This window comes from Rhodococcus sp. P4_B6, assembly GCF_056402215.1.
This window is the reverse complement of record NZ_JBFUHV010000049.1, coordinates 44,810-57,285: the sequence shown is the minus strand read 5'-3', so window position 1 is coordinate 57,285 and position 12,476 is coordinate 44,810. Positions and strand designations below refer to the sequence as shown.

The window sequence follows — 12,476 nt, the reverse complement described above, 5'->3', positions numbered from 1 at the left end:
GTACCTGCAGTTGGTGCTCGGCAACACTGCGTTCGAATCGGGTGTGCTGATGCTGCCCGGGATGCTGATGAGCGCGGTCACCGCGCTCGCAGCGGCCTGGATGGTGCGCCGGTGGGCCACCTCGCACGTGCTCGGCGGCGGCCTCGCCGTCGCGGGTGTGGGTGCGGCACTGATGCTCACGCTCGGCGTGGACGGTGCCCCGACGATGTTCGTGGTCGGCTTCGGTCTCGCCGGAGCGGGTGTCGGTATCGCGTTGACGCTGACGTCCGACCTCGTGGTGAGCGCCGTCGAGCCCGAACGGGCCGGCGCCGCCTCCGCGGTGTCCGAGACCGCGTACGAACTCGGCATCGCGCTCGGTGTCGCCGTGCTCGGCAGCGTCGTCATGGCGATCTTCCGGAACGGCCTCGACACGTCGATGCTGCCGCAGGAACAGATCGAGCCCGCCCAGGGCACGCTCGGCGCCGCGGTCGCGGAGGCTCAGCATCTTCCCGAGGCGGCGCGGGCAGTGTTCCTGGAGTCCGCGCAGTCGGCGTTCGTCGACGGCATGCACGTCGCCGCGGGCGCGACGGCCGTGATCCTGTTCACGACCGCGATCCTCGTCCTGCGGATGCTGCGCGACCGTCAGGGTGAGCTGTCGAGCACCACGAACGAGTGACCCGGTAGCACCGTCGCCGACCCGGTCCCGTCCTGCGTCGGCGGCTCCCACCAGAGCACGGGGGAGCCGCCGACCGGGACGGTCACCGGTTCGGCACCCAGGTTGCAGGCGAGGCGAAGTGCGCCGCGGTGCACCACGATCCACTGCTGCGCCTCGTCGTAGTCGACGGACAGGTTCTCGAGCCACGGGTCCGTCAGCTCGGCGCGCTCCCGCCGTAGCCGCAGCAGCGAGCGATAGCAGTCCAGCAGCCGGGCATGCGGCTGCCGGACGGGTTCGTCCCAGTCGAGCTTGGACCGCTCGAACGTCTCCGGGTCCTGCGGGTCGGGAACGTCGTCCGTGCTCCAGCCGTGCTCCGCGAACTCGGCCTTGCGTCCCTCCGCCGTCGCCCGCGCGAGGTCCGGCTCCGGGTGCGAGGTGAAGAACTGGAACGGGGTGCTCGCCCCCCACTCCTCGCCCATGAACAGCATCGGCGTGAACGGCGAGCAGAGCACGAGCGCCGCCTTCACGGCGAGCTGCCCGGAATCGAGATACGTGCCGGGCCGGTCGCCGGTCGCCCGGTTGCCGATCTGATCGTGCGTGCACGTGTACGTGACCAGCGAACTGGCAGGGGTCCGCCGCGTGTCCAGCGGCCTGCCGTGCGTGCGACCCCGGAACGTCGAGAACGTGCCCGCATGGAACCAGCCCTGGCGCAGCGTGTCCGCGAGGCAGGCCATCGAACCGAAATCTCCGTAATAGCCCTGCCTCTCGCCCGACACCGCAGCGTGGATGGCGTGATGCACGTCGTCGTCCCACTGGGCGTCGAGGCCGCAGCCGCCTGCCGACCGCGACGTGATCAGGCGCGGATCGTTGAGGTCGCTCTCGGCAATGAGCGTCAGCGGTCGCCTCAGGTGCGCGGACAATCGGCGGGTCTCGATGGCCAGTTCCTCGAGAAGATGGGTGGCGGTGTGGTCGACGAGCGCGTGGACGGCGTCGAGTCGGAGCGCGTCGATGTGGAACTCGCGGAACCACCGCAGCGCGTTGCCGATGATGTAGCGGCGCACCTCGCCGCTGTCCGGTCCGTCCAGGTTGATGCTGCGGCCCCAGGTGTTGGCGCCCTGCGCCAGGTACGGGCCGTACCGGTCGAGGTAGTTCCCCGACGGTCCGAGGTGGTTGTAGACGGCGTCGAGGACCACGCCGAGACCGCGGGCGTGGCACGCGTCGACGAGGGTCTGCAGCCCGTCCGGTCCGCCGTAGCCCTCGTGCACCGTGTACCAGAGGACGCCGTCGTATCCCCAGTTGTGGGTTCCGTTGAACCCGTTGACGGGCATCAGTTCGACGAAATCCACGCCGAGGCCGACGAGATGGTCGAGCCGGTCGACCGCGGCGGCGAAGGTGCCCTCCGGAGTGAACGTGCCGACGTGCAATTCGTAGACGACGGAGCCGGCGAGCTGCCGCCCGGTCCACTGCGAGTCGGTCCAGAGGCTCTCGTCGAGGGTGTGGAGCTGGGACGCGCTGTGCACGCCGTCGGGCTGGCGCGGCGACCGGGGATCGGGGAGCGGGGTGTCACTGCCGTCGAGGAGGAACGCGTACCGGGAGTCCGGTGACGCGTCGACGTCGGCCCGCCACCACCCGTCCGGTGACGGGGTCATCTCGTGGCGCCTGCCGTCGACCTCCACGGAAACCGATGTCGGGATCGGGGCCCATACCTCGAATGTGTGCACCCGATCAGCATGCCTCGGCCGGGCGGGCCGCGCAGGACAGTCAGCTCTCGGGCGTGCCGGAGTCCTCGACCTCCTCGATGATCTCGGCGCCGAGAACCGACAACCGGTGTTCCTCGGCGTCCTGTACGGTGCCGAAGTCCTGCTCCTCGAGCACGTTACGGTCCTTGTCGAGGTATCGATACGTAGCCATGTCCCCACGATGGCACACGGCGGCAGAGATGGCGGCGAGTCGGCCCTTTCGCCCCGCATCCGGAAGTAGCAAGCTGAGAGTACGGACTCGAACGTCGCGAGGAGCAGTCATGCACGTAGCAGTGGGAGACCGGTTGCACGTTCAAGGCCGGGTGGTCGGAGTGCACGAGACGACCGCCGAGGTCGTGGAGGTACACGGCGAGAACGGCGAACCGCCCTATCTCGTCCGATACGACGACGGCCACGAGGCCCTCGTGTTTCCCGGATCCGATGCCTGGGTGGAACACCCGAAGTCGTAGGCATCGGGCGTTTCGCCCGGTCCAGGCGCGGCGGATCGCCGTGCCTCATTGGTTGCACGGTCGATGAATCGAATGCGTCTATCGTGAGACCGTGCCCGACTCCGCCAAGAGGCCCTACTCTTCGCCGCTGCGTGCGGAATCGGCGCGCCGGACCCGCCTCCTCGTCCGGGATGCCGCGGCCCGGTTGTTCACCGAACGCGGATACGTCAGCACCACGGTGCGAAACGTGGCCGAAGCAGCCGGGGTGTCGACCCGCACGGTGTTCACCGTGTTTCCGGGCGGCAAGGCGGAACTGTTCCACCAGGCACTGCACGCGGCGATTCAGGGCGAGACCGACGCCGCGCGTGGTGCCCGCACACCCCGGGACGGCGACCCGGTGGAGCGGATCCTCGAACAGATGGTGGGCTACAGCACCGACGTCCTGGAGCGGGCCGGAACCCTGATGGCGACGTCGATCGAATCCTCGGGGGCGGACGAGGACATGCGGCGGTTCGCCGACGAGGGCGCGCGGGCGTCCGCCGAGAATGCGATGACCCTCGCCGAGGGACTCGCCGCCCACGAACTGCTGCGCCCCGAGATCTCCGTCCAGCGGGCCGCCGACGTGCTGTTCACGGTCGTGTCGCCGCAGGTGTATTCGATGCTGCGCGTGCAGTGCGGGTGGGATGTCGACGAGTACCGGAACTGGGTGAAGGCGACGATCCGGGCCGGTCTGCTCTACTGAGGGCCGACATCCCCGCCTACGGCAACAGGATGAATTTGCCCGCCGCGTGCGGCTTCCGGAGATCGGCGTGAGCGCGCGCCGCCTCCGACAGCGCGTACGTGCGCGCGACCCGCACCCGCACGTCACCGTTGCCGGCGAGGTCGACGAGGGCGGCTCGGAAACGTTTACGCAGTTCCATGCCTTCCGGCCCCAGCGCCCCCACGATCCGGAACCCGGCCTCGCCCGCCCGTGTCCCCGGGACGGTCGTCACCAACCGCGACCGGTCCCGCACCAGGTCCACGGACACGTCGACGGCCTCGTCGCTGCCCGCGGTATCGATGACGGCGTCCACCCCGTCCGGTGCCAGGACACGGATCCGGTCGCTCAGGCCGTCCCCGTACGACACCGGGGTCGCGCCGAGCGACCGCACGTAGTCGTGGTTGCCGGGGCGGGCAGTGCCGATGATCGTGGCGCCGCGGGCCCGGGCCAACTGCACGACGAACGACCCCACGCCGCCTGCCGCGCCGTGCACGAGCAGCAGGTCGCCGGTGCCGACGTTCGCCGTGTCGAGGGTGTCGACCGCAGTGGCACCCACCGCGAGAAGTCCGGCGGCCTCGTTCCACGGCAACGACGCCGGTTTCGGGACCACCGAATCACCGGACACCACAAGCCGGTCCGCGTAGGCCTCCGACAACGGGTACGCGATCACCTCGTCGCCCACCGCGATCGGGCCCCTCGGCCCCGTGGCGGAGTCACCCACCTCCGCGACGACGCCCGCCGCCTCGCTGCCCAGCCGCATCGGCAGGACGGCGGGATCGGCGCCGAACGCGCCGCTGTACAGCTTGTAGTCGATCGGGTTGACCCCGATCGCGCGGACCTCGATCACCACCTCACCCGGTGCCGGACCCGCCGGTTCCGCATCGACCAACGCGAGGACCTCCGGCCCTCCGTACGCCCGGGCAACCACACGTCGCATACACAGGCCAGTACCCCTGTGAGTACTTCTTAACCGCGGGCGGTTAAGAAGTACTCACGGGCCAGCAGCACCACGGGGTAGCGGGCGAACAGGGTGGACGTGTCGACGCGGCCGCCGGGGTGCGTCGCGGAGGTGAGCAGGTCGGTCCAGGTTCCGTCCGGGAGGGTCACCGCGGTGTCGCCCCAGCCGTCCTGTTGCAGCCCCACGCTGTGCCGGGTGGCCAGGGCCGCGACGTCCGGCGCCGATCCCTGGGGCCCGCGGGTGAAACCGATCAGGTGCTCGGCCGCGGTCCCCGATGCGAAGACCGGCGCGTACGTGCCGCCCACGAAGCTCCCCGGACGGTCCCGGCGCAGGCGCAGGGCCGTCTGTACGACGTGCATCTTCGCCGCGCCGGTGGCGTCGACCGGAGGGGTGCCCAGCCCCGCGAGCGCGGTCCGCCGCACGTCGTAGTCCACGGGGCGGCGATTGTCGGGGTCGACGAGCGAGTCCTCCCACAGTTCGGTGCCCTGGTACACGTCCGGGATCCCGGGCCCGCACAGCTGGAGGAGCTTCTGGCCGAGCGCATCGGACCAGGCGTGCGGCGCCAGTTGCGTGCACAGCGATCCGAGGGCCTTGCCGACGGTGCCGTCGATCACCGTGTCCAGCCAGCGGTGGAGGTCGCGTTCGAAGTCCTCGTTCACGTCGTTCCACGACGTCCGGGTCCCGGCTTCCCGGACGGCCTTCTCCGCGTACGCGTGGACGCGGTCACGGAAGCCGGGCACCTCGCCCGCGGCCCGGCCGTCGACCGGCCACACCCCGAACAGGTTCTGCCACAGGAACAGTCCGGTGGCGGGATCGGGGCTGGGGGCAATGCGCTCCCACTGGTCGACGCATTCGGCCCACAGGTCCGGCACCTGCGACAGGATGCCGATCCGGGCGCGGACGTCCTCGCCGCGTTTGGTGTCGTGCGTCGAGAGCGTCGTCATCGCCTGCGGCCACCGGGTGGCGCGCTCGGCCGCGGCGAGGTGGAATTCGGCGGGGGAGACGCCGACGTTCGCGGGGTTGCCGCCCACCTCCTGCAGCGACACCAGCCGGGCCGTGCGGTAGAACAGGCAGTCCTCCACGGATTTCGCCATCACCGCGCCGCAGACCTGCTGGAAGCGGGTGGCCGCCTCACCGCCGGCGATCAGGGCGGCGGCGAGGGCGGACAGCGCCGCGGACCGCCCCGGTTCGCGCCGCGCGGCGTCACCGATCACGCGGGTCGCGAGCCCGGCGAGCGGGCTGTAGTCGGACCGGTACACGGGCATCGCCGCGACGACGTCCACCACGGCGTCGCGCAGGTCAGGATCTGCGCAATCGGTGCCGGTCTCCGCGCGGATCGCGCGGACGAGGCGCCGGATCTCCGGGGCGAGGCCGGTGCTCGCGACGTCGCGTTTGATCGCGGTTTCGTGCCCGTGGATCCACGTCGCGTCACCCCGGTCGCCCGTGCGGGACGCCGACAGGGCGGTCAGCGCGGGAGCTCCCGACGGGTCGACGAACACGCCGCCGAGTTCGGCCAGTGCGTCGTAGCCGGTGGTGCCCTCGATCGGCAGGTGATCGTCCAGGGGTTCGGAGTGGCCGAGGATCTTCTCGATCACGAGCCAGCGGTCCGCGCCGATCACGCCGCGCAGCCGGTCGAGGTATTCGGCCGGATCGGACAACCCGTCGGGGTGGTCGATGCGCACGCCGTCGATCAACTCGTCCGCCACCCAGCTCCGCAGTTCGCGGTGCGAGGCCTCGAACACGCGGGGATCTTCCTGACGGATCCCGGCCAGTTCGCTGACCGCGAAGAATCGGCGGTACCCGATGAGCCCGGAGTTCCACGGAACCAGGCGGTACGCCTGCGCGTCGTGCACCGACTCCGGCTCGGTCGCGTCCGTGCCGGGGGCGATGGGGAACCGGTGCTCGTAGAACGCGAGCAGCGGCTCCGGTCCCGAGCGGTCGACGGTCAGCGACTCGAGGTCGGCGTCCGACCCGAGGACGGGCAGCGCGAGCCGTCCGCCCGCGCCGTTGTCTTCGCTCCAGTCGATGTCGAAGAAGTCGGCGTACCCGGAGCCGCGACCGTGCGTGAGAACGTCCCACCACCAGGCGTTCTCACGCGGATTCGCGACCCCCACATGGTTGGGGACCAAGTCGACGACGATGCCCATGCCGCGGCCGCGCAACTCCCGTGACAGCGCGGCCAGCGCCTCCCGGCCACCGAGGGCGGGGGACACGCGGGTCACGTCGGTGACGTCGTAACCGTGGGTCGAACCGGTGGTGGCCGTCAGGATCGGCGACAGGTAGACGTGCGAGATCCCGAGGTCGTCCAGATAGTCGGCGACGGCGGCGGCGTCCGCCAGGGTGAAGCAGTCTCCGCGCAGTTGCAGCCGGTAGGTCGCCGTGATCCCCATCGTCGTCCCCGGCTCAGGCGGTCCGGCGCAGCACGACCAGCGACCGGGCCTCGACCTGCAGCGAATTCCCGGCCTTGATCACCGCGTCCYTCGCCCCCGTCGGCACGGCGGTGTCGAGCACGACCGCCCACTCGTCGGCGTAATCGGAGTTCGGCGTGGAGAACTCGATCTCCTCGTCGTGCGCGTTGAAACACAGCAGGAACGAGTCGCCGACCACCCGCTCGCCGCGGTGGTTGGGTTCGGGGATGCCCTCGCCGTTGAGGAACACCGCAAGGGACTTCCCGAAACCACTGTCCCAGTCCTCGGGGGTCATCTCCTCACCGGACGGGGTGAGCCAGGCGATGTCACGGGTCTGGTCGCCGCTGCGGATGGGGGTGCCCTCGAAGAACCGGCGGCGGCGGAACACCGGATTCTTCATCCGCAGCGCGATGACCCGTTTGGTGAACTCGACGAGGTCGGCGTTGGTGTCCCCCAGCGACCAGTCCATCCACGACAGTTCCGAGTCCTGGCAGTACACGTTGTTGTTGCCCTGCTGGGTGCGGCCCATCTCGTCACCGTGCGCGAGCATCGGCGTCCCCTGGCTGAGCAGGAGGGTGGCCAGGATGTTGCGGGTCTGCCGCCCCCGCAGATCGAGGATCTCCGGATCGTCCGTGGGTCCCTCGACGCCGCAGTTCCAGGACCGGTTGTGGCTCTCGCCGTCGTTGTTGTCCTCGCCGTTGGCCTCGTTGTGCTTCTCGTTGTACGACACCAGGTCGTGCAGGGTGAACCCGTCGTGGGCGATGACGAAGTTGATGCTCGCGCCGGGGCGGCGGCCGGTCGCCTCGTACAGGTCGGAGGAGCCGGTGAGCCGGGACGCGAATTCGCCGAGCGTCGCCGGTTCGCCCCGCCAGTAGTCGCGGACGGTGTCCCGGTACTTGCCGTTCCACTCCGTCCACAGTCCGGGGAAGTTGCCCACCTGGTAGCCGCCCTCGCCGATGTCCCAGGGTTCGGCGATGAGCTTGACCTGGCTGACGATCGGATCCTGCTGGACGAGGTCGAAGAACGCGGAGAGCCGGTCGACGTCGTGCAGTTCGCGGGCGAGCGTGGACGCGAGGTCGAAGCGGAAGCCGTCGACGTGCATCTCGGTGACCCAGTACCGCAGCGAGTCCATGATCAGCTGCAGGGTGTGCGGGTGCCGGGCGTTGAGGCTGTTCCCGGTGCCCGTGTAGTCCATGTAGTGCTCGGCGTCGCCGTCGACGAGCCGGTAGTAGGCGGCGTTGTCGATGCCGCGGAACGAGATGGTCGGACCGAGATGGTTGCCCTCGGCGGTGTGGTTGTAGACGACGTCGAGGATGACCTCGATGCCCGCCTCGTGGAACGAGCGGACCATCGCCTTGAACTCCGACACCGCGGCGCCCGGCTTCTCCGCCGACGAATACCCGGTGTGCGGGGCCAGGAAGCCGAACGTGTTGTAGCCCCAGTAGTTCCGCAACCCCTTGTCGAGCAGGGTCTGATCGTGCATGAACTGGTGCACCGGCATCAGTTCGATCGCGGTGACGCCGAGGTCGACGAGGTGGTCGATGATCACCGGATGCGCGAGGCCCGCATACGTGCCGCGAAGTTCTTCCGGCACACCGGGATGCGTCGCCGTCATGCCCTTGACGTGGGCCTCGTAGATCACGGTGTCGTGGTACGGGTGCTTCGGTGCGCGGTCGGCGGCCCAGTCGAAGAACGGGTTGATCACGACCGTCGTCATCGTGTGGCCGAGCGAATCGTGTCCGGGCAGTCCCGGCGCCGAGTCGGCCTCGGCTTCCGCTGCGCGTGCGTCCTCGGCGTCCTCCGCCTCGATGTCGTCGTCGGTGTCGACGATCAGCGGGTCGTCCCCGGATTCCTCGTCCCCGGCGTCCGCGAGGGCGTCCTCCGCGGACGCGTCGATGTCGTAGGAGAACAGGGACCGGTCGCCGTCGAATTCGCCGTCGAACGCCTTGCCGTAGGGGTCGAGGAGAAGCTTGCTGGGGTCGCAGCGGTGCCCGGCCGAGGGGTTCCAGGGGCCGTGGATCCGGTACCCGTACCGCTGCCCGGGCACGACGGTCGGCAGGTATGCATGCCACACGTAGCCGTCGACCTCGTCGAGGCGCACCCGCGTCTCCGTGCCGTCCTTCGCGATCAGGCACAGATCGACCGCCTCGGCGACCTCGGAAAACAAGGAGAAGTTCGTCCCGGCCCCGTCGTAGGTGGCGCCCAGCGGGTAGGCGCTGCCGGGCCACACGGGAATGGGCGTGGTGCCGGTCGACTCGCTCGCTTCCATATCGAGAACACTAGCCCGCGTTCGCGTCGCTCTCAGCCCGACGAGAGCGCACCGTCAGCCCCGGGTGGAGGTCCGTGCGGCAGCAAGCATTCCGGTTGTGATCTTCCGCACGTCCTCGCTGGTGCACACGTACGGCGGCATCGCGTAGATCAGGTTGCGGAAGGGCCGCAACCAGGTCCCCGCCGCCACCGCGGCGTCGGTTGCGGCCCGCATGTCGACGGGCTCGGAGAGTTCGATCACTCCGATCGCGCCGAGCACCCGGACGTCCCGGACGCCGGGCAGTTCCCAGGCAGGCGCGAGACCCGATTCGAGCCCCCGGCGCACGTCCTCGACCTCGCCGCGCCAGTCGCGCGACAGCAGGAGTTCGATCGACGCCACCGCGACGGCGCAGGCCAGCGGGTTCGCCATGAACGTGGGGCCGTGCATCAGCCCGCCTGCGTCGCCGGCGCTGATGGTCTCGGCGACGTCGGTGGAGCAGAGCGTCGCGGCGAGGGTCAGGTATCCGCCGGTGAGGGCCTTGCCGACGCACATGATGTCGGGGCGGGTCCCGGCGTGGTCCGCGGCGAACAGTTCGCCGGTGCGGCCGAAGCCCGTGGCGATCTCGTCGAACACCAGCAGGAGCCCGTGCTCGTCGCAGATGCGGCGCAGCTCCGAGAGGTACCGGGGGTCGTGGAAACGCATGCCTCCGGCGCCCTGCACCACCGGCTCCACGATGACGGCCGCCAGTTCGCCGGTGTGCGCGGCCACCAGGCGCTCGAACTCCGCGACGTACCGCGGGTCGAACTCGCGCGGCGGCGGTCCCGCGAAGACCTGCCGCGCGAGAACGTCCGTCCACAGGGAATGCATGCCGCCGTCCGGGTCGCAGACGCTCATCGGCGCGAACGTGTCGCCGTGATAGCCGCCGCGCCAGGTCAGCAGCCGATGCCGCTCCGGCCTGCCGCGACTGCGCCAGTACTGCAGGCACATCTTGACGGCGACTTCGACGGACACCGAACCGGAATCGGCGAGGAACACCTTGTCGAGTCCGTCCGGGGTGATCTCCACGAGCAGCTGGGCGAGCCGCGCGGCCGGTTCGTGGGTCAGCCCGCCGAACATCACGTGGCTCATCCGGCCGAGCTGCGCGGTCGCCGCCGCGTCGAGGACGGGATGCCGGTAGCCGTGGACCGCCGCCCACCACGAACTCATGCCGTCGACGAGTTCGCGTCCGTCGGCGAGTGTGAGGCGGGTGCCGCTCGCCTCGGCCACCACGAGCGGGGTGGTCGACGCGGGAAAGGCGCCGTACGGATGCCAGAGCAGGGAGGCATCGAGGGAGGTGATGTCGTCGGCGGACAGGCTCGGGGAGGTCACGGTCTCGACCCTAGCCATCGGAGGAAAAACGGGTCCACCCGGGTTGAACACCGTTCAAGTCGCGTATGGTGCCGAGTGTGAGTACCGACCACACCTTCACCACCTGGCTCGACGACGTCGAGGAGCGGCGGCGCGCTGCGGGACTGCGCCGCGAGCTGCGTCCACGCACGCCGGGCAGCGCGCTCATCGATCTGGCGTCCAACGACTACCTCGGGCTCGTACGGCACCCCGAGGTGCTGCACGGCGCGATGACCGCGCTGCGGCGGTGGGGCGCCGGAGCCACCGGCTCGCGACTGGTCACCGGTTCGACCACCGAGCACGAACTGCTCGAAACGGAACTGGCCGAATTCGTCGGCGCCGACGCCGGGCTGGTGTTCTCCTCGGGATACACCGCCAATCTCGGCGCCGTCACCGCACTGTCCGGCGCCGGATCGCTGATCGTCTCCGACGCGGGCAGCCACGCGTCGCTGGTCGACGCGTGCCGGCTGTCCCGGGCCAGGGTCGCCGTCGCACCGCACGCCGATCTCGACTTCGTCCGCAGCGCACTGGCCACCCGGCCGGAAGAGCGGGCGCTGGTCGTCACGGATTCGGTGTTCAGCGCGGACGGTGATCTCGCGCCCCTCGTCGACCTGCACCGCGTGTGCCGCGAGTACGGCGCGTTTCTCGTGGTGGACGAGGCCCACGGTGTCGGAGTCCGTGGCGCAGGGGGCCGCGGACTCGTGCACGAGGTGGGGCTCGCGGGCGAACCCGACATCGTCGTCACGGCCACGCTGTCGAAGTCGTTGGCCAGCCAGGGCGGTGTGGTGCTGGCGTCGGAGAAGGTGCGCGCACATCTCGTCGACGCCGCGCGCACGTTCATCTTCGACACCGGACTGGCCCCGGCCGCCGTCGGTGCGGCCCGGGCCGCCCTCGCCGTTCTGCGGCGTGAACCGCACCGCGCCGACTCCGTCCTGAACCGCGCCCGGGATCTCGCGCGGTTCACCGGTGCCGCGGCACCGGAGTCGGCGGTGGTCTCGGTGATCCTCGGGGATCCGCAACGCGCCTTCGACGCTGCGGCCGCCTGCCGCGAGCAGGGGCTGCACGTCGGCTGCTTCCGGCCCCCGTCGGTGCCCGAGGGCACGTCGCGGCTGCGGCTCACCGCCCGCGCGACGCTCGATCAGGACGAACTGGCCCGGATCGAGTCCGTGCTCACCGACGTCCTGGCGGGGGCGTCGGCATGAGCATCCTCATGGTCACCGGAACGTCGACGGACGTCGGCAAGACGGTGGTGACGGCGGCGCTCGCGGCGGCCGCGCGCGAGGCGGGGCTGTCCGTCGCGGTGTGCAAGCCCGCGCAGACCGGGGTCGCGCCAGGAGAACCGGGCGATCTGGCGGAGGTGACCCGCCTGTCCGGTGTCACTGCGGTGGTGGAACTTGCCCGCTATCCGGAGCCACTGGCCCCCGACACCGCCGCCCGGCGCAGCGGCCTGCCGATGCTGCGGTGCGGCGACGTCGTCGAGTCGGTCCGCGCCCTCGCCGACCGGCACGATCTGGTCCTCGTCGAGGGTGCGGGCGGGTTGCTGGTGCGGATGGGCGCCGAGGGCTTCACGCTCGTCGATCTCGCGCTCACGCTCGGCGCACCGGCCGTCGTGGTCGCGGCGGCCGGACTCGGCACGCTCAACCACACCGAACTCACGACCCGGGCTCTGGCGGCGGCAGGGATCGCCTGCGCGGGCACGGTGATCGGGTCGTGGCCGGACGAGCCCGGACTCGCCGAGCGGTGCAATCTGGACGACCTGCCCGCGGTGACGGGCGTCGAACTGGCCGGCTCGATCCCGGCGGGCAGCGGCCGTCTCGACCCGGCGTCGTTCGCCGCGTCCGCGTCCACGTGGTTCGACGGTACGTGGCTGAAGGCGACGATCACGGCTCGCTGA

Annotated in this window: 11 protein-coding genes; 5 read left to right on the top strand and 6 right to left on the bottom strand. The window is 70.5% G+C overall.

Annotated elements, in window-relative coordinates; genetic code table 11:
* The coding region (locus tag AC1DWT_RS23120) for an MFS transporter (RefSeq protein ID WP_477922372.1) at nt 1-655 on the top strand (655 nt) is incomplete at its 5' end.
* On the opposite strand, the gene treZ is transcribed toward AC1DWT_RS23120, so the two are convergent.
* Nucleotides 622-2,355 carry a malto-oligosyltrehalose trehalohydrolase gene (gene treZ / locus AC1DWT_RS23115; RefSeq protein ID WP_206012652.1) on the bottom strand — a complete coding sequence of 578 codons (1,734 nt, stop codon included), beginning with the start codon at nt 2,353-2,355 and terminating at the stop codon, nt 622-624. The two genes, AC1DWT_RS23120 and treZ, sit on opposite strands and share 34 nt — an antisense overlap.
* A 40-nt stretch (nt 2,356-2,395) precedes the next feature.
* Nucleotides 2,396-2,545: a hypothetical protein gene (locus AC1DWT_RS23110; protein ID WP_005260252.1), complete on the bottom strand. Its 150-nt coding sequence runs from the start codon at nt 2,543-2,545 to the stop codon at nt 2,396-2,398.
* 109 nt (nt 2,546-2,654) lie between these two features.
* Here AC1DWT_RS23110 and AC1DWT_RS23105 point away from each other — a divergent pair, with 109 nt between their 5' ends.
* Complete coding sequence (locus AC1DWT_RS23105; RefSeq protein WP_005247576.1) at nt 2,655-2,843, top strand: DUF1918 domain-containing protein; 189 nt, start codon at nt 2,655-2,657, stop codon at nt 2,841-2,843.
* Nucleotides 2,844-2,934: 91 nt separating this feature from the next.
* Nucleotides 2,935-3,564: a TetR/AcrR family transcriptional regulator gene (locus AC1DWT_RS23100; protein ID WP_206012651.1), complete on the top strand. Its 630-nt coding sequence runs from the start codon at nt 2,935-2,937 to the stop codon at nt 3,562-3,564.
* Nucleotides 3,565-3,580: 16 nt separating this feature from the next.
* On the opposite strand, the gene AC1DWT_RS23095 is transcribed toward AC1DWT_RS23100, so the two are convergent.
* From AC1DWT_RS23095 to AC1DWT_RS23080, 4 genes are read right to left on the bottom strand one after another with little or no spacing between them, the layout of a single operon-like run.
* Nucleotides 3,581-4,519, bottom strand: a complete 939-nt coding sequence (locus AC1DWT_RS23095; RefSeq protein ID WP_072945303.1) for an NADP-dependent oxidoreductase — start codon at nt 4,517-4,519, stop codon at nt 3,581-3,583.
* A 29-nt stretch (nt 4,520-4,548) separates the two neighbouring features.
* Nucleotides 4,549-6,930 carry a malto-oligosyltrehalose synthase gene (gene treY / locus AC1DWT_RS23090; RefSeq protein ID WP_206012650.1) on the bottom strand — a complete coding sequence of 794 codons (2,382 nt, stop codon included), beginning with the start codon at nt 6,928-6,930 and terminating at the stop codon, nt 4,549-4,551.
* 13 nt (nt 6,931-6,943) lie between these two features.
* Nucleotides 6,944-9,217, bottom strand: coding sequence for a glycogen debranching protein GlgX (gene glgX / locus AC1DWT_RS23085; RefSeq protein WP_477922369.1), 2,274 nt, complete (start codon nt 9,215-9,217; stop codon nt 6,944-6,946).
* 54 nt (nt 9,218-9,271) lie between these two features.
* On the bottom strand, nt 9,272-10,564 hold the full coding sequence (locus AC1DWT_RS23080) for an adenosylmethionine--8-amino-7-oxononanoate transaminase (RefSeq protein ID WP_072945287.1): 1,293 nt from the start codon (nt 10,562-10,564) through the stop codon (nt 9,272-9,274).
* A gap of 65 nt (nt 10,565-10,629) precedes the next feature.
* Between AC1DWT_RS23080 and AC1DWT_RS23075 the strand changes: the two genes are divergently transcribed.
* Together AC1DWT_RS23075 and bioD are read left to right on the top strand one after the other, a co-directional pair.
* The gene (locus AC1DWT_RS23075) at nt 10,630-11,784 is read left to right on the top strand and encodes an 8-amino-7-oxononanoate synthase (RefSeq protein WP_072945284.1); all 1,155 of its coding nucleotides are present in this window, start codon (nt 10,630-10,632) and stop codon (nt 11,782-11,784) included.
* Nucleotides 11,781-12,476, top strand: coding sequence for a dethiobiotin synthase (gene bioD, locus AC1DWT_RS23070; protein WP_072945282.1), 696 nt, complete (start codon nt 11,781-11,783; stop codon nt 12,474-12,476). Before AC1DWT_RS23075 ends, bioD begins: the two co-directional genes overlap by 4 nt.